The organism is Commensalibacter sp. Nvir (assembly GCF_963921845.1).
GTDB lineage: Bacteria > Pseudomonadota > Alphaproteobacteria > Acetobacterales > Acetobacteraceae > Commensalibacter.
In genome coordinates this window covers 1-16,995 of record NZ_CAWUGZ010000054.1, presented here as the reverse complement: position 1 = coordinate 16,995, position 16,995 = coordinate 1, and the positions used below count along the sequence as shown (strand labels likewise).

At 37.4% G+C, this 16,995-nt stretch carries 11 protein-coding genes; 8 read left to right on the top strand and 3 right to left on the bottom strand.

Annotated features, from left to right (window positions below):
* The first annotated feature begins 375 nt into the window (after window positions 1-375).
* The gene (locus AABE15_RS04055; protein ID WP_338329999.1) at window positions 376-2,550 is read left to right on the top strand and encodes a TonB-dependent siderophore receptor; all 2,175 of its coding nucleotides are present in this window, start codon (window positions 376-378) and stop codon (window positions 2,548-2,550) included.
* Window positions 2,551-2,636: 86 nt separating this feature from the next.
* Here AABE15_RS04055 and cysG read toward each other — a convergent pair whose 3' ends face one another.
* Window positions 2,637-4,034 (bottom strand): siroheme synthase CysG, encoded by a 1,398-nt coding sequence (cysG, locus tag AABE15_RS04050; protein ID WP_338329998.1) that lies wholly within the window; start codon window positions 4,032-4,034, stop codon window positions 2,637-2,639.
* Window positions 4,035-4,565: 531 nt separating this feature from the next.
* Between cysG and AABE15_RS04045 the strand changes: the two genes are divergently transcribed.
* The gene (locus AABE15_RS04045) at window positions 4,566-6,119 is read left to right on the top strand and encodes an inorganic phosphate transporter (protein ID WP_338329997.1); all 1,554 of its coding nucleotides are present in this window, start codon (window positions 4,566-4,568) and stop codon (window positions 6,117-6,119) included.
* Window positions 6,120-6,249: 130 nt separating this feature from the next.
* A complete protein-coding gene (locus AABE15_RS04040) occupies window positions 6,250-7,365 on the top strand; it encodes a quinone-dependent dihydroorotate dehydrogenase (protein ID WP_338329996.1) in 1,116 nt (371 codons plus the stop codon).
* Between the two features lie 19 nt (window positions 7,366-7,384).
* Here AABE15_RS04040 and AABE15_RS04035 read toward each other — a convergent pair whose 3' ends face one another.
* Window positions 7,385-7,963, bottom strand: coding sequence for a YqgE/AlgH family protein (locus tag AABE15_RS04035; protein WP_338329995.1), 579 nt, complete (start codon window positions 7,961-7,963; stop codon window positions 7,385-7,387).
* Window positions 7,964-8,124: 161 nt separating this feature from the next.
* Here AABE15_RS04035 and AABE15_RS04030 point away from each other — a divergent pair, with 161 nt between their 5' ends.
* Window positions 8,125-8,886 (top strand): SDR family NAD(P)-dependent oxidoreductase, encoded by a 762-nt coding sequence (locus tag AABE15_RS04030; protein ID WP_338329994.1) that lies wholly within the window; start codon window positions 8,125-8,127, stop codon window positions 8,884-8,886.
* Window positions 8,887-8,904: 18 nt separating this feature from the next.
* Window positions 8,905-9,807, top strand: a complete 903-nt coding sequence (locus AABE15_RS04025; RefSeq protein WP_338329993.1) for a PPK2 family polyphosphate kinase — start codon at window positions 8,905-8,907, stop codon at window positions 9,805-9,807.
* A gap of 161 nt (window positions 9,808-9,968) precedes the next feature.
* Here the strand turns inward: AABE15_RS04025 and clpA are convergent, their stop codons facing one another.
* Window positions 9,969-12,284 carry an ATP-dependent Clp protease ATP-binding subunit ClpA gene (gene clpA / locus AABE15_RS04020; protein ID WP_338329992.1) on the bottom strand — a complete coding sequence of 772 codons (2,316 nt, stop codon included), beginning with the start codon at window positions 12,282-12,284 and terminating at the stop codon, window positions 9,969-9,971.
* 389 nt (window positions 12,285-12,673) lie between these two features.
* Between clpA and AABE15_RS04015 the strand changes: the two genes are divergently transcribed.
* The 3 genes from AABE15_RS04015 to AABE15_RS04005 all read left to right on the top strand — a co-directional run bounded on the left by AABE15_RS04015 (window position 12,674) and on the right by AABE15_RS04005 (window position 16,854).
* A complete protein-coding gene (locus AABE15_RS04015; RefSeq protein ID WP_408870249.1) occupies window positions 12,674-13,837 on the top strand; it encodes a D-alanyl-D-alanine carboxypeptidase family protein in 1,164 nt (387 codons plus the stop codon).
* Between the two features lie 70 nt (window positions 13,838-13,907).
* Complete coding sequence (gene map / locus AABE15_RS04010; protein ID WP_338329991.1) at window positions 13,908-14,669, top strand: type I methionyl aminopeptidase; 762 nt, start codon at window positions 13,908-13,910, stop codon at window positions 14,667-14,669.
* A gap of 496 nt (window positions 14,670-15,165) precedes the next feature.
* Entirely contained in the window at window positions 15,166-16,854 is a 1,689-nt protein-coding gene (locus AABE15_RS04005; RefSeq protein ID WP_338329990.1) for a dihydroxyacetone kinase subunit DhaK, read from the top strand.
* The last annotated feature ends 141 nt before the right edge of the window (window positions 16,855-16,995 follow it).

Sequence of the window (16,995 nt, the reverse complement as noted above, 5' to 3'; positions counted from 1 at the left end):
TTTTTATCCTGTGTACGTCAAGCACAACAAAAAATTAGTAAAAAATTCTTTTTATTGAAGAAACTGTCGTAGACATGTATATGATTTGATTTTTTAGAGGCAAGATAACTAGGTAATTTTTTTTACAGCATTTATATTTTGAAGAATTTTTGACCAACGCATTCATTTCATTAGGATTAATATTTAAATGAATTGCAAATACTCTTTATCACTCACAAATATGTGACGTAACTACTACATCTATAAAAGTATTTTGTTTGCTTAGAAAATTAGCTTATTTTTGCTTTACACATTAGTCGATAATGATTATTAATTTCATTAACAATTACTTATAATTATTAAAAATTTATTTCAGAGGGTTGAAAAGGTCGCCAAATGCAAAAATCTTCTCATATTTATTTGGTTTTTGGGAGTTTCTTGCTCTTGACGTTGTGTAAAAGTGCTTACGCACAAACAAATGATAAAGAAGCTAAGAATAATCAATCTAAATCGGAAAATATTGTTGTAAAAGGTAAAAAAAAGTCAATTGTCAGCAAAGAGTCTTCTGCTGCCACCAAATCCATGACGCCTTTGTTAAAAACACCTGAATCGGTCGCCGTTGTAACGCGGGGACAGATGGATATGCAAAATTCCATAAATGTTTCGCAAGCAGTGCGTTACAGCGCAGGGATAGCCAGTCTGCAAAGAGGGCAAAATACGCGCGGTGATCTTATGTTTATCAGAGGGTTCGGTACGGTTTCGGGTGTTGATGAATACGTAGATGGTCTAAAAATGATGAATGGCCAGTATAATGCCATTCAACAGCTGGATTCGTATTTGCTTGAAAGGATTGATGTTTTAAAAGGACCTTCGTCTGTTTTGTACGGTAACAGCAGTCCTGGGGGTGTTGTTCTTTTAACTACAAAATTAGCCAATGGGTCAAGACAGCGAGACATTTCCCTTGAAGGGGGAAACTGGAACTATGCAAGGGGAACCGTGGACATAGGGGATACGCTTAACAAATCGGGAACATTATCGTGGCGTTTTGTTGGCACAGGTTTCAGACAGGACGGTATCGATGGCTATACAAAAAGTCTTCGTTATGCCTTCCAGCCCTCTCTGAATTGGCAAATTGATGATAATACAGCGTTAACATTGTATAGTACGTATCAAAGCGACCCTGAAAGCAATGCCCTTCAATTTTTTCCTGTTTATGGAACGGTTTTACCCAACTCGTATAAATTTAGCCGTCATATTTTTATGGGCGATCGTAATTTTCAAAAATTAGAACGAACCCAAACCGCTTTTGGTTATCGTTTTAATCACGATTTTAATTCCAATTGGCATGTGGTTTCCCTTTTACGTTATTTAAATCTTGGCACAACGTTTGATGAAGTTTATGGTCAAAATACAGCGGTTAAGAACGCCAGTGCTGGATTGATTCCAGGTACGGATTATATTTCCCGTCGCGCTATTGGTTCAAAAGAGCATTTAGATTCAATAACTGCAGAGGAAAGAGTAGAAGGAAAGTTTCATTTAGGCCCGATTGAACACAACGTTATGGTTGGGTTTAGTTGGCAAAATCTACGCAATTCGTATACCTATGGCGCGGGAGATGCCCCCAATTTTTACCTTTATCATCCCAATAATAATCAGAGGATTCCTATTCCTAAAATTATTCGTAATGAAGGGATTACGACCAATCAAGAAGGTATATTTTTTCAAGATCAAATGGCTTACCATAAATTGGGGGCGCAGTTTGGTTTCCGTAACGATTGGTCAAGTATTAGCACACGAAATCATTTAGGGACGGGTACTGCCACCCAGAATGACCAAGCGTTGACGTTTCGCGGGGCTATTTTCTATAGCTTGCCTTATAATATAGTCCCTTATGTGAATTATTCCCAATCCTTTCAACCCGCTACTCGAGTGGATCAAAATGGCAATCCTTTTCAGCCGACAACGGGTGAACAATATGAGACGGGTATAAAATACCAACCTACTTCTTTTGATGGTTTTTTTACTGCTGCCTTGTTTAATTTAAGAGAAAACAACGTATTAGTTGAAGATTCGAAAAATCCAGCCTGGTATGTGGCGGCGGGTCAGATACATTCAAAAGGGCTTGAGTTGGAAGCACATACCTCCCCTATACCGGGTTTGAATCTTATTGCGTCGTATACGTTAGAACGCGTAACCTATTCAAAAGGCGACAGTGCGCAAGTAGGAAAGCGTGTGCTGCAAATTCCTGATCAATTTTTCTCTCTTTACTCTGAATATACGATCCAATCGGGTAGATTTGCTGATCTTGGCGGGGGGATTGGTTTGCAATATATGGGCAATACGTTAGCCGATACGTCTTTGGCATTAAAAACGGCACCCTATACGTTAATTGATGCGCAAATGCATTATAAATTGGAACATTTATCGTCTAATCTTAAAGGAATGGATGCGCAAATCACCGCGCATAATTTATTCAACAAACATTACGTAGCCAGTTGTAACGGCTTGAGTTATGGCTGTTTCATGGGAGAGGGAACGATGATTATTGGGCGTATTGATTACCATTGGTAAAATTATATTTCAGAGGGGGAAAGAATTTTTCACCTTTTCCCCGTTCTAATTACAAACACTTCTTGCTATAGCAACAATAAATTACATTACGGAGAAATAACCCTGTGGGAAACGACTTGTCCAATAATTATCAGAACAGGGCTTTCAAAGTGATGTTGTGTAACCAATTTTGCTAAATTTTCTAAAGTACCTGTTACAATCTTTTGCTCAGGTAAGGTTCCTTTTTCAATAGCTGCAGCCGGCCACGAGGAAGGAAAGCCTTTTTTAACTAATTCTTGACATAAAAAATCAAGAGAGCCTAACCCCATATAAATTACTAACGTTTGGTGCGGATTCATCATGCTTTCCCACGGTACGTCCAGAGGTTTTTTTTCTTGAGTATGTCCAGTTAGGATCAAGCATGTTTGGGCGCAGTCACGATGCGTTAAAGGGATGCCACTGGCTGACGCACAGCCATTGGCGGCAGAAATTCCAGGGATAAGCCGAAAAGGAATATGTGCATTCATTAAATATTCGGCTTCTTCTCCTCCACGTCCAAAAATAAAAGGGTCCCCTCCTTTTAATCGGACAACTTTTTTACCTTGATAGGCATAAAATTGTAGCAGTTCATTAATCTCTTTTTGGGAAACCGTATGTTTTTTTTTCTGTTTGCCCACATAAATAAGGTGCGCATCCCTTCGCACCCGATTTAAGATTTCCGAAGACAGTAAATGATCGTGTAAAACCACATCTGCATTTTGTAAACAATGCAATGCTTTAAGTGTAAGCAGATCTGGATCGCCTGGACCGGCACCTACTAAAGCTATTTCTCCAAAACTGGTTTTATAATTTTTTGTCAGTGCTTTAAGGTAATCAAAGCATTTTTTTTCATTGTTAGATTCTATAAGAGAGGATCCTTGCCCATCCAAAAAAGCCTCCCAAAGTTTTCGCCTTTCACACGTGTTGGGAAGATGTTTTTTCACCCACGTTCTATATTTTCCCATAAATTGAGCAATTTTTCCCACCGATTGGTTTAATAAAGGCTCAATAACTTGGCGTATTTTTCGGTTTAGAACGGGTGCTGCTCCACCTGTCGAGATAGCAATCAATACAGGATCTCTATCAATAATAGCAGGGGTAATAAAACTGGATAGTTTGGGGTTATCGACCACACAAACAGGAATATTGGTTTCCATAACCCATTGAGAGATTTTTTTATTATACACATGATCGTTGGTTGCGATAAAAACCAATCGGCATGTTTTAATGTGGTTTTTAAACTCTGCTTGCAAAGGCATTTCGCCCATAAGCTCAACACAATTGTTTTGGTGGAGTTGTTTGAGTTCTGGACAAACGGTTTTGGCGAAAACTTCTATTTTGGCATTTTTATTAATTAAAAGCCTTATTTTACGAGCGGCAATATTGCCGCCGCCGACCACAACTATACGCGATCCATCAATTCGAAGGGTAATAGGGAAATAATTGATTGCTTCATTCGCGTCCATGGGTTGGCTTTTATATTCTTCGAAGTCATTTTATTTATCAGAAATATAGCGCATAATATTTTAGAGATGAATTGAAATTACTTAAAGATTTTTTGTTTGTTCGTGGTCAAAGTTTGCAAAAAAAATCATAGCAATTTTATCGTGCCTACGATTAATAATTTAATTTGCGTTAAAAAGTTTTATTTCAAGTATTTTTATTTTCCGTTTTGTAAGTTGTTTTTTCAAGGTGTATTCTATATATGACAATTTACATGTTTTACATAAAAATTAGATCAAGTGGGATGTTTACCCTTGTGATGATGTTTTTTCTTTTGTAAAGTCAAGCCAGGTAAAAGTCATCGTCTATATGACTTAGCGTGAAAACAAGGATGGATATCTTTTATATGAATTTTGATAGATTACTTGTTCATTTGAACGAAAGTATTCGTCACTGGTGCCGGCATTGTTTTCTCTTTGTTTCTATAAATTCTTAAGCCATTTTATTATGAAATTTGATAGAAACGTATTACTTTTTTCAAAAAAGCTTAAAAGATGATCCAACGTAATAGCTCGCGTTTTAATACGATTGCTTTTGTAATTGTTTTGCTCAGTGCCATTATATACACCATCGTTCATTTAAGAGAAGATATTCTGGGTTCATACCATGCTTCAATGGTGGCATTTGTATTACTAGGTTTGGCACTTATTATCGCTTTGGGCTTTGAATTTGTTAATGGGTTTCATGATACTGCCAATGCAGTGGCGACAGTAATTTATAGCAACTCTCTTCCGCCTATCATAGCGGTTGTGTGGTCCGGAATATGGAATTTTATAGGGGTTCTCGTTTCAAGTGGCGCAGTGGCTTATACCATTATTTCTTTGTTACCTATAGAGTTGGTGCTGAGAGTTGGTTCCGATGCTGGGTTTTCCATGATATTTGCGTTGTTGCTTGCCGCGGTAATTTGGAATTTAATCACTTGGTTTTTTGGTATCCCGAACTCTTCTTCCCATACATTGATTGGCTCTATTTTAGGGGTAGGGTTGATGAATCAGGTGTTAATGGGGCCGGGGGGAAGCAGTGGGGTGGATTGGGACCAAGCTTTGCAAGTGTTCAAAGCCTTAGTATTCAGTCCACTTGCTGGTTTTTTTATTGCTTTAGTGTGTATGTACTTATTAAGATTTTTTATCCCTGCTTCCACCCTTTATCAAGCACCGAATGGCAAGCCTCCCCCGTGGCCTATGCGTCTATTGCTTATATTAACCTGTACCGGGGTTAGTTTTAGTCACGGTTCCAATGATGGGCAGAAAGGTATGGGGCTTATCATGTTAATTCTTATTGGAACGGTGCCCACAGCCTATGCATTAAATGGTGCTGTCTCTGCGAAACAAGTTGAAAATTTTAGTCATAAAGCGATGTGGGTTAATCAGTTATTAATTAAATACGATCATCACCATGCCCCACTCTCTCTAAACCAAAGTCGAATAATATTAACCCAGACCATTCAGAAAAACCATTTGCTTAAAGATACAGTGCCTGCGATGCGTACCGTATTAAAAGCCGTTGAAAAAGATCTTGAACATAAAAGCACTTTTAAGGAAATACCTTTAGCCAATCAAACCAATCTTAGAAACAACCTTTACCTTTTGAATCAAAATCTTGCCCATTTTGCTCGTATAGAAACGCTGTCCAAAGAAGAAAGTGAAACCTTAAATGATTTTGAAAAAGACATTGTGAATGCTATTCAATTCATACCGCCGTGGGTAAAGGTTGTTGTTGCCATTGCTTTGGGATTGGGAACGATGGTAGGTTGGAAACGTATTGTGGTCACGGTAGGGCAAAAAATTGGCAAACAAGAAATGAGTTATGGCCAAGGTGCTGTTGCCGAAACCGTGGCGATGACAATGATACAAATGGGAAATCAATTCCATATGCCGATCAGTACGACTCATGTCGTTACTTCGGCAATTGCTGGCACTTCGTTAGGAAGGGGGCTTGGCATACAATGGCGTACAATTCGTAATATGGCCACCGCTTGGGTGCTCACATTGCCTGTATCTATTTTATTATCTGGTGCGTTTTTTTGGCTATTTTTGCATTGTTTTTAACCATGTGATTAAAATAAATCGTTTTTCGTTAACGTACGAAAATTAATTATGAATGAAATTTATGGTATAAAATATTAAAGTGTTTTTATACAAATCTTTATAAAATCGACCTTACGACTGGAAATAGACCATGCAAAAAAAAATATCTCTATCTCAATTTGAAGAGTCTGTGTTTAGCGTAATTTACCCTTATTTGATGAAGGGGGTAAGACTCTTCAATCCTGAATTCGGTCATAATCTAGCCCTCGTAAGTTTACGATTAGGACTATGTGGAGGCAAAAACCCGTGGCAAGATGATCCTTCTTTGTCCTTACAGGCAATGGGATTAAAATTTCCTAACCCGGTGGGCATTGCGGCGGGATTTGATAAAAATGCTTTGGCTGTAACCGCTTTGGCAAGATTGGGCTTTGGTTCAATTGAAGTGGGCACGGTTACACCAAAGCCGCAACCCGGCAATCCTAAACCCCGCTTGTTTCGATTGATGAAAGATGGTGCTGTTATTAATCGTATGGGATTTAATAATAATGGTATTCAGCGTTTATGTGCTCAACTGGCCAAAATTTCAAATGTGGGCAATGGGGTAAAAACGCAAGCCAATGTACCTGTTGGGGTTAATATAGGCATTAATAAAATCGGTGCCTGTCCAGAACGGGATTATCCTTTACAAATTGGTTTGGTTAGTCGGTATGCAGATTATATTGTTTTAAATTTTTCTTCTCCCAATACCCCGGGGTTAAGAGATTTACAGCAGCCTCAAAGAATGGAAATTATCTTACAATCCATCCAACAATTGCAGCCGAATCATCCGCCCCTTTTAGTTAAACTTTCACCAGATTTGCTGGATGCAGAGCTTGAAGCGATTGTTGAGGTAGTAATGAATAATCACGTTACTGGATTAATATTAACCAACACAACGGTCTCTCGTCCTGACAATTTACAAAGCGATTTTAGATATGAACCTGGTGGATTATCCGGTAGACCACTGAGACAGAAAAGTACTGAAATGCTTGCGAAAGTAGCTAAACTTTCACAGGGTAAACTCACGTTAATCGGGAGTGGTGGTATTGAAAATGGGGCAGATGTTTTGGAAAAAATCATGCATGGTGCTGATTTTACCCAGCTTTATACTGTTTTTGCTTACGAAGGCCCCCCTGTGATTTCTCGAATTAAAAGAGAGTTGGTTACTTTGTTAAAACAATATCAGGTTCGTACAATTTCCGAATTAAAAGGCGTAGCCTTGTCTTAGGTGAATTGAGTAAATAACCTCAAGATCGCCCAGTAAGATTGGAAAGTTTTTCAGGGGTAACCGAAATAGAATTAAGCGCAATTTGCCACTTTTTATTGTAATTACACCCAAATAAAATATCGTCATGATAAGGGGCAAGTTGCCAAATATTGTCAAGAATTTCTTGCTCTAATTGACCCGCGCTCCAATTCGCGTGTCCCAAAGCCAACAAAGCATGTTTGGGTCCTTTACCTTGTGAGATATCTCTTAAAACATCTAAGCTCGCATTTAATTTGATTGAATTTGTTACGGATATGCATCCATTTGTTTCCCAATCTGGTGTATGCAATACCAAGCCATGTGCATTTTCAACTGGTCCCCCAGCACTAATAGAAAATTGCTCAGATTGTGGGATGGTAGTAATGCCCAGCTGCTTAAGCAATTCGTCCGGTGTAGGATTGGTTAGTCGACGATTGACAATAATCCCCATAGCACCGTCATCGGAGGAATGTGCACAGACAAAGATAACAGACTGTGCAAAGGGAGGGGTGCTAATATAGGGGCTGGCAACTAAAAATTGACCAGCAAATCCGTTCGAGAGATCAGAATAATGAATCATTGCCATTGCTTAATTAAAAAAATTTATTTCTTAACGTTATATTAAAAGAATTGGATGGGATTTTAAAGCACATAAATTTGACTTTAGAATAAGCATAAATTTCTTATACTAAAATTTTAATTTTTAATGTAACTTTTAAAGTTGAATAAGGATTGGATCGTATGCTTTCTAAAAACATTGCCTTGGTTACGGGTGCTTCGGCAGGATTTGGTAAAGCAATAGCCTTGCAGCTGGTGCAGGATGGCTATAAGGTCATTGCCAGTGCTAGAAGAGAAGACAAATTAAAAAACCTAGCCAGTTTATACCCTGAAGATATTTTCCCCCTAAAATTGGATGTCTCAAAACCTTTGACACTGCAAGAAACGTTGGATTCATTACCCGAAAATTTCCAAACGATTGATGTGTTGATTAACAATGCAGGGTTAGCTTTGGGTATCAAACCAGTTCCTCATATCGATTTAAACGATTGGGACCAAATGATTGATACAAATATTCGTGGACTAATTCATTTAACGCAGTTCATTGTTAAAGGAATGATAGAAAGGAAAAAAGGCCATATCGTTTCATTAAGCAGCATAGCGGGAACGTATCCTTATTTAGGTGGCAACGTATATGGCGCCTCCAAAGCCTTTGTTACGCAATTTATGTTGAACCTTAAAGTCGATTTATTGAAAACACCTATTAAACTTACAACAATCGAACCTGGGTTGACTAGTGGTACAGAATTTAGCGAGGTCCGATTAAAGGACAAAGAACAAGCCCAAGCAGTGTATGCAAATGTGGATGCATTGACGGCTGAAGATATTGCTAAAACAGTGAGTTGGATCCTGGGATTGCCAGATCATGTCAATATTAATAGGATTGAGATGATGCCTGTGTGTCAGGCGCCCGGTGGTTTAACCGTTTCAAAAACGACAGATTAAACTTTAAACGAGGTTTAGATGCTTGAAAAATCAATACAAGATGTTCTTAGAACAAAGTACCGAGTCGAGCAGGGTAAAAATTTTTCTCTTGTAAACTTTAACCCTTCCGACACAGATAATATTGATCTATCCAAGAAAGAAGCAAAAAAAATCCTTAAAAAAAGAGTTAAACGTTTAAGTCAGTTGCAGGAACTTCTTTACGCAAATGCAAAAAACTCTTTGGTGATTGCACTGCAAGGGATGGATACTTCTGGCAAAGATGGGACTATAAAGCACGTTACGTCAGGAATTAACCCTCAGGGGGTTATGGTGCATTCTTTCAAACAGCCGGGTCCTGTTGAACTTTTGCATGATTATTTGTGGCGAATTCATACGGCCGTACCGCGCAAGGGTAAAATAGCGATTTTTAATCGTAGTCATTACGAGGAAGTTTTAGTTACCAAAGTTCATCCCAATATTCTTCATACGCAAAATTTACCAGAACGAAATTTTAATGACCCTAATTTTTGGAAAAATAGATACGAAGATATAAGAAATTTTGAATTGTATATTACTCGGCAAAGTATTGGATTTATAAAAATTTTCTTAAATATTTCTAAAGAAGAGCAGAGAGAAAGGCTTATGAGTCGTTTAAATAATGTCGAGAAACAATGGAAATTTTCTCCTAATGATCCAAAAGAAAGACAATATTGGGATAAGTATCAAACCGTTTACCAAGAAGCAATCACGCACACAGCAACGCCCTATGCCCCTTGGTTTATTGTGCCAGCAAACCAAAAATGGTTTGCGCGATTAGTAGTGATTGAAATTATGATTGGTGAGCTCGAAAAATTCAATTTGACTGCTCCTCAACCTAATCCAGAAATTGTCTCGTCGTTGTCTTTATTCAAACGAGAATTAGGGAAAAAGGGAAAATCTTAATTTTGATTTCTAAGGTTAAGGCTTTAACACATTATATTTTTAGAGTGTTAAAATTTTAAGTTTGTTCATGTCAATTATGATGATTTGTTTCTTAATCATTGAATTAAAGGATTTTTTTTAAAAAAGCCTAGATATATTATTTTACGAATGGTCGGAATAAATTAGACAGGGGTTTTTTCTTTATTGGTTTTTGCTCTTTTTTTGGAAGTGGGATGGTTAATATAATGAAAGGTGAAACGATCATTTTTTATATCGATAAACACAGAGCCCCCATTCATCAATTGGCCAAATAAAATTTCTTCGGCTAAAATTTTTCCTATATGATCTTGTATGAGTCGTTGGAATGGCCTTGCCCCCAGTTTAAAGGAGGCGCCCTTGTGCAACAGCCAATTTTTCGCTGACAATGAGATTTCTATACGAACATTTTTTTCATAAAGTTTGTTTCTGAGCTCATTAATAAATTTGTCTATGATTTTGCTGAAAATAGTTAAAGATAGATTTTTAAAAGAGATAATGGCGTCAATTCTGTTTCTAAATTCGGGTGAAAAGGTTCGATTTATGGCATTCTCAACGTCTCCACTTTGTTCTTTTTTGCTAAAGCCAATCGCATTGGTGGTGACGTCTAAGGCCCCGAGGTTCGTGGTTAAGATAAGAATTACGTTTCTGAAATTAATTGATCGGCCATTATGGTCGGTAAGGGTTCCATAATCCATAATTTGCAATAAAATGTTAAAAACATCTGGATGAGCTTTTTCAATTTCATCCAATAAGAGAGCAGAATAAGGATAACGATCAACCGCATCGGTTAATAATCCACCTTGATCAAATCCAATATAACCCGGTGAAGCACCAATTAATTTTGAAACGGATGATTTTTCCATATATTCCGACATATCAAATCGAATAAGTTTAATGGTTAATGCAGACGCTAGTTGTTGAGCAACTTCAGTTTTTCCTACCCCTGTTGAACCACAAAATAAATAACTTCCAATGGGCTTGGTTTCTGAGCGAAGTCCTGCTCTGGCTAAGTTGATAGCAGAGGTCAATGTATCAATGGCTTCATCTTGACCAAAAATTGTTTTTTTCAAAACAGAAGCTAGGGTTTTAAGATTTTTTTTATCATCATATGAAATGGTCTTGGTCGGAATTTTGGTTAATTTAGCGACAACTTTTTCAATATCCGTCACAGTAATAATTTTTTTTCTAGAAGAGCTGTCAAGGGCTCTTTGTGCCCCCACTTCATCAATAATATCTATAGCTTTATCCGGTAGTTTTCTATCGTGTATGTATCGTATAGAAAGCTCAACCGCTGATTTTATTGCTTCAGAGGAATAAATAACATGATGGAAGGCTTCAAAATTATTTTTTAATCCATTTAAAATAGTAATTGTATCTTTGGCGGAAGGTTCTTCAATTTCAACTTTTTCAAATCGTCGTGATAAAGCAGAATCTTTTTTAATATATTGTTTGTATTCTTCATACGTTGTCGCGCCAATACAACGTATATCACCAGTGGTCAAAGTTGGTTTTAATAAGTTCGATGCATCAAGGGAATTGTTTGAGGTGGATCCTGCCCCAACGATTGTATGTATTTCATCAATAAATAAAAGTGTTTTCTCTTGTTTTTTAAGTGCATTTATTAACAATTTTAAACGCTCTTCAAAATCCCCCCGGTATCGTGTGCCAGCCATTAAGGCCCCCATATCTAACGCATAAACCGTATGATATGAAAGAGCGGAGGGGACTTTTTTATTAATGATTTTATGAGCTAATCCTTCGATAATAGCTGTTTTTCCTACCCCTGGATCCCCCACCAGCAAAGGATTGTTTTTGTTTCTTCTACATAATATTTGAATTGTTCGTTCAATTTCATAATTTCTGACAACAAGAGGGTCAATCAATCCATGCAATGCTCTGTCATTTAAATTTATACAGAATTGAAGTAATGGGTCTTTATTTTCGTCAAGTTTCGGTTGAGGAGTATTGGAATAAATTTCCTCTATTTCGTTATCACCAAATAAATTTGACCCTGCGGAAGAACTATTAAAATTGTTATAAATTTGCGTAACGATTTCGATTACCGATGTTTTTGTAAAATGATGGGTTTTTAAAAATAAAGAGGCATAGCTTTCATGTTCTTCTAACAATGAAGAGAGAACATTCATTGCATTAACTGTTTCGTTGCCCAATAGCTTTACATGGTCATTGGCTTTATTAATTACGCGTTGAAATGCTGAGTTAGGTTTACTTAAATTATCACTATACGTTGTTAAAATAGATAAATCATTTTTGATGTAGTGTTTTAGATCGTTTTGTAATCCGGTTACATTTATTTTACAAAATTCAAACATTCGTGATGCGTCAGGATCATAAGTCAAACTATAAAGTAAGTGTTCAAGGGTAGTGTATTCATGACGATGCTTGTTCGCTAATTCAAAAGCACGGTGTAGAGATTGTTCAAGATTGTTTGAGAGCACAATAAACCCTTTCGCATTTTGCGTACCTTAAATAGTTAATACTGTATTTAACGTTATGTGATTTATAAAGCAGATTTTGATTGGGAAAGCCTAACATTAACGTGACTTTGACTGGGTATTGGGTACAAAATGTATAAAGCGTCTGATCTTTTTATAAAGATTTGGCTGTTAAAAATTTTAAACGTAATGGGTAGGTTAAATTTGGAATTAATTTTTGATATATTTTTGATTTTCAGTTTGAATTTAGTAGAATGAATGGATACGTTATTGTTGATTTGTATTAAATTTCATAGATTATTTTTGAAATTTAAATTAACATATCTGAAAATATCTTACGAAACATGTTCGTTGTATAGCTTGTAATGTATCATTTGGGATGGAAATTGAGAATGCGTATGCAAACAAGGGATAGTTACAACCAAATAGAAGATATTAAATCTCAGACAAAAGGATCGTTTTTTTTTCAGTATAACTGGACAAAGTTGAATTGTTGCGGGTTTATACTGTGTCTTTTTTTAAATTTAATTGTCATGCAGGTAAACACTAACGCTTACGCACAATACGCTGGACATGTAAGTTCAATTGTCACGGATATGAACGGCAGAATTATCTCTGCTCAAGATCCCGATTTAAAACGTTATCCTGCAAGTTTGACTAAGATGATGACTCTATATATGACGTTTAGAGCTTTGCGTGCTCATGCTATAACCCTTGATCAATACGTTCCGGTATCTATACATGCTTCATCAATGGAGCCTTCCAAATTAGGACTTAGAGCGGGATCACAGCTTATGATCCGTGAAGCAATATTGGGGCTTGTGACCAAATCAGCAAATGACGCGGCGTGTACGCTTGGGGAGTTTATTGGGGGAGGGGACGAGGAACGTTTTGCCCAAATGATGACGCAACAAGCCAAAGCTTTAGGCATGACCAACACGCATTTTCAAAACGCTTCTGGTTTACCTGATCCTCAGCAAGTGACCACGGCGCGTGATATGGCGACTTTGGCAAGGCATATTATTGTTGATTTTCCAGAATATTATACTTTTTTTAGAGTTTCTGCGTTTGATTTTCGCGGGCATTATATTCCAAATCATGACCCGTTATTAAAAAATTATGTAGGCGCAGATGGTTTAAAGACAGGATATACGTTGGCCGCTGGCCATAATCTTGTAGGGTCTGCGGTACAAGGAAATGTAAGGTTGGTGGGTGTCGTTCTTGGCGCTTCTAGCAACAGTCAACGTACAAACATAATGATGAGCGCCTTGGATGATGGTTTTTTAAAAACTGGTATTTCTCCAGCCCCCAGACCTATTATTTTAGCAAGATCGTTTAGGCGATATCATTCTAGATCAAAAGTTATTTTGGCAAGAGCCACGCGTTATTCCAAAACAAAATCTATAGAAGTCGCGCAAAGTCCTTTTCATCATAAACGGAAATACGCTTCCAAATCACTTATCAAAACCACTCAACATCATATAAAAAAAGGATCGTTACTAAGAGGCACAGATCCTAAAAATAAAAGTGTGATTTTAGCAAAAACTTACAAATAATATAAAGAGTGGTTGTTGTTTTATTAATGTACAATTTAATTGCCTTAAATTTTATCAGTTGGAGAATCCTATGCCGGACAGAAGGTTAACATTTCATACCCAAGAAGATTTCAATGGGTTGAGAGCCGCTGGACGTTTGGCTTTTGATACGTTAGAAATGATTACTCCCTACGTTCAAGAAGGGATAACAACGGGTGAGCTCGATCGTATTATACATGAATTTATACTTAAAAACGGCGCAATACCTGCGCCATTAAACTATAGGGGGTTTCCAAAATCTTGCTGTATTTCTATTAATCATGTGGTTTGCCATGGTATTCCCGGTGAACGAAAGTTACTGAATGGTGATATATTAAATATTGATGTAACCCCATTGTTGAACGGATGGCATGGGGATAGCAGTCGAATGTATACGGTTGGAAAAATCTCTCGTTTAGCGCAACGTCTTATTAATGTAACCTACGAATGTTTATTACGAGGCATTCAACAAGTTAAACCTGGCCACACTTTAGGTGATATAGGGTATGCCATTCAAGATTACGCTGAATCGCAACGGTTTTCGGTTGTAAGAGATTTTTGTGGCCATGGAATTGGGCGGGTATTTCACCAAGAACCAAATATTCTTCATTATGGAAAAAAAGGTGAGGGGTTGGTTATAGAACCTGGAATGGTCTTTACTATTGAACCCATGATCAACGCAGGCAAACCAGAGGTAAAAATTTTGGAAGATGGTTGGACAGCTGTTACGCGTGATCGCTCTTTAAGTGCCCAGTTTGAGCATATGCTTGGGGTTACCGATAAAGGATGTGAGATTTTTACCCTTCCAAACTAATTTGACGGAATTTCAAAAGCGTCCGTTCAGCGGGTAGGTTTGACCCCATAAAAATATTATACACAGGTTTTCTTTTAATGTTCTTCTAACCTATCCATTGTAAAGTGTTTTGGATAAACGCTCCAATGAGGATGCCACAACGTTTAGATAAATTGGATTTATATTCAATGGATGCAAACTTACCCTAGTCTTATTTATCAGAAATACTTATATTTGTGATGGAAACTGTGTTTTAAATTAATAGGATTATTGTGAAGAGGGACCTTAATAAGATTTTATGAGTTTTAGATTGTCTGATCTATGGAAAAAATTGCTACTATACATGGTATCGAAAGTAGTTAAGTGCTTTGCATTGTTGTAATATTTTAATAAATCTTTCAACATAAACATGTTTGACGGTATTCAATAAACAATTTCGTTTTGTCAATGTTTCCCTCATAATAAAATTATCCTAACGGCTTTGCAGTCATTTTATGTGTTTTTCAAAGGTGAATTAATGTCAAATTTCTTTTTTAATGATCGTACGAATTTAGTTAATGATGCTATTGAAGGGGAAGTTATTGCTTCGCCTTATAAAAATCTAACTAAATTAGATACAGACCCATCCATACGAATTGTAGTGAGAAACGATTGGGATAAGAAAAAAGTAGCTGTTATATCGGGCGGGGGTGCAGGACATGAGCCTGCACATCTTGGTTTCGTAGGTAAAAACATGCTAACCGCTGCAATTTGTGGTGATATTTTTGCGTCACCCAGTGTAGACGCTGTATTAACGGCTATTACCGCCGTAACGGGTGAAGCCGGTTGTCTTTTAATTATTAAAAATTATACAGGTGATCGTTTAAACTTTGGATTGGCTGCGGAAAAAGCGAAACAGCTTGGCTATAAGGTTGAAATTGTTATTGTTAAAGATGATATTTCTTTGCCAGAGAATAAACAGCCTAGAGGTATAGCCGGAACTGTCTTTATTCATAAAATGGCTGGATATGCAGCCGAAATGGGTAAAACGCTTCAAGAGGTTAAACAGTTTGTTGATAGAGTTAACCATCAAGTTTATAGCATTGGCATTGCAATGAGTGGTTGCCATTTACCAATGGCTAAAAGTGAAGATCGCGTACCAGAGGGGTCAATTGAATTAGGATTGGGTATTCATGGTGAGCCAGGGGTATCAACACTATCCACTCAAAATAGTCGTGAGATAGTGAATATCATGGTTGAAAAATTACTTTCCCACATTCCTCAAGGGGCTTCATTAGCCGTAATGGTTAATAATTTGGGAGGAGTTTCTCCTACCGAAATGTCTATTTTGACCAAAGAAGTGTACCACAGCTCATTACGTAATCAGCTTTCCTGGATTGTAGGTCCAGCTCCTATTGTTACGGCATTGGATATGAAGGGGTTTTCGCTTAGCGTGCTTGTTCTTGATGATGAAATTGAAAAAGCATTAATTTCGCCTACCGAAACTTCAAGTTGGGTACATCCCGTACAACCAACGCCATTGATTGTACTTCCTGTTCATTCTGTTGAAACCAAGGTTCAATATACGCCTTCTCAAGATTCGTGCGTTTTTAAAGTCGTTAACATTGTCACGCAAACGCTCTCAGATCTAGAGGATGAGCTTAATCGTTTGGATGCAAAGGTAGGGGATGGAGATACAGGGGCAACGTTTGCTGCTGGAGCACGCGGAGTAGCAGAGCTTTTAAATAAAAATCAACTGCCCTTAGCAGACATATCAACATTATGTTTGGTCGTTGGCGAACGTCTTGCTGTTGTCATGGGTGGATCCAGCGGTGTTTTGATGTCCATCTTCTTTACGTCTATGGGGCAGAAAATTGCTGAGGGACAAGGGGTAGTTGATGGTTTGTTGTATGGATTAAAACAGATGAAGCATTATGGGGGGGCGGATGTCGGTGATCGCACGTTGATTGATTCATTGCAGCCTGCATTGGAAACTTTAAAAATTTCTGGTGATTTTGCTCAAGCCACAAAAGCTGCTGAAATAGGTGCTGAAAATACTGCGAAATCGGCTAAGGCGAATGCAGGTCGTTCTTCGTATTTAAGCGGCGACAGTTTGATGGGGAATATTGACCCCGGGGCAGTTGCGGTTGCCAAGGTGTTTTCTGCTTTATTAGCTCAATGTTCAGAGCTTAAAAATAAGTCGGTATTATTAAAGTATCTTCGTTGATTAAAACCAATTTAATTTTCATATTCGATAACAGTTTCGAAAGAAAAGAGGGTTGGTTTTAATACAACCTATCGTTTTCAATTTACTGCCTACTATCCCATTTCTAAGAAGTTACAGGATTAATATTTTATTGTTATAATG

Bases quoted from the DNA above. Each gene is read 5' to 3' on its own strand.
- AABE15_RS04055 (WP_338329999.1), top strand. From the start codon at position 376: ATGCAAAAATCTTCTCATATTTATTTGGTTTTTGGGAGTTTCTTGCTC.
- cysG (WP_338329998.1), bottom strand. From the start codon at position 4,034: ATGGACGCGAATGAAGCAATCAATTATTTCCCTATTACCCTTCGAATT.
- AABE15_RS04045 (WP_338329997.1), top strand. From the start codon at position 4,566: ATGATCCAACGTAATAGCTCGCGTTTTAATACGATTGCTTTTGTAATT.
- AABE15_RS04040 (WP_338329996.1), top strand. From the start codon at position 6,250: ATGCAAAAAAAAATATCTCTATCTCAATTTGAAGAGTCTGTGTTTAGC.
- AABE15_RS04035 (WP_338329995.1), bottom strand. From the start codon at position 7,963: ATGATTCATTATTCTGATCTCTCGAACGGATTTGCTGGTCAATTTTTA.
- AABE15_RS04030 (WP_338329994.1), top strand. From the start codon at position 8,125: ATGCTTTCTAAAAACATTGCCTTGGTTACGGGTGCTTCGGCAGGATTT.
- AABE15_RS04025 (WP_338329993.1), top strand. From the start codon at position 8,905: ATGCTTGAAAAATCAATACAAGATGTTCTTAGAACAAAGTACCGAGTC.
- AABE15_RS04015 (WP_408870249.1), top strand. From the start codon at position 12,674: ATGCGTATGCAAACAAGGGATAGTTACAACCAAATAGAAGATATTAAA.
- map (WP_338329991.1), top strand. From the start codon at position 13,908: ATGCCGGACAGAAGGTTAACATTTCATACCCAAGAAGATTTCAATGGG.
- AABE15_RS04005 (WP_338329990.1), top strand. From the start codon at position 15,166: ATGTCAAATTTCTTTTTTAATGATCGTACGAATTTAGTTAATGATGCT.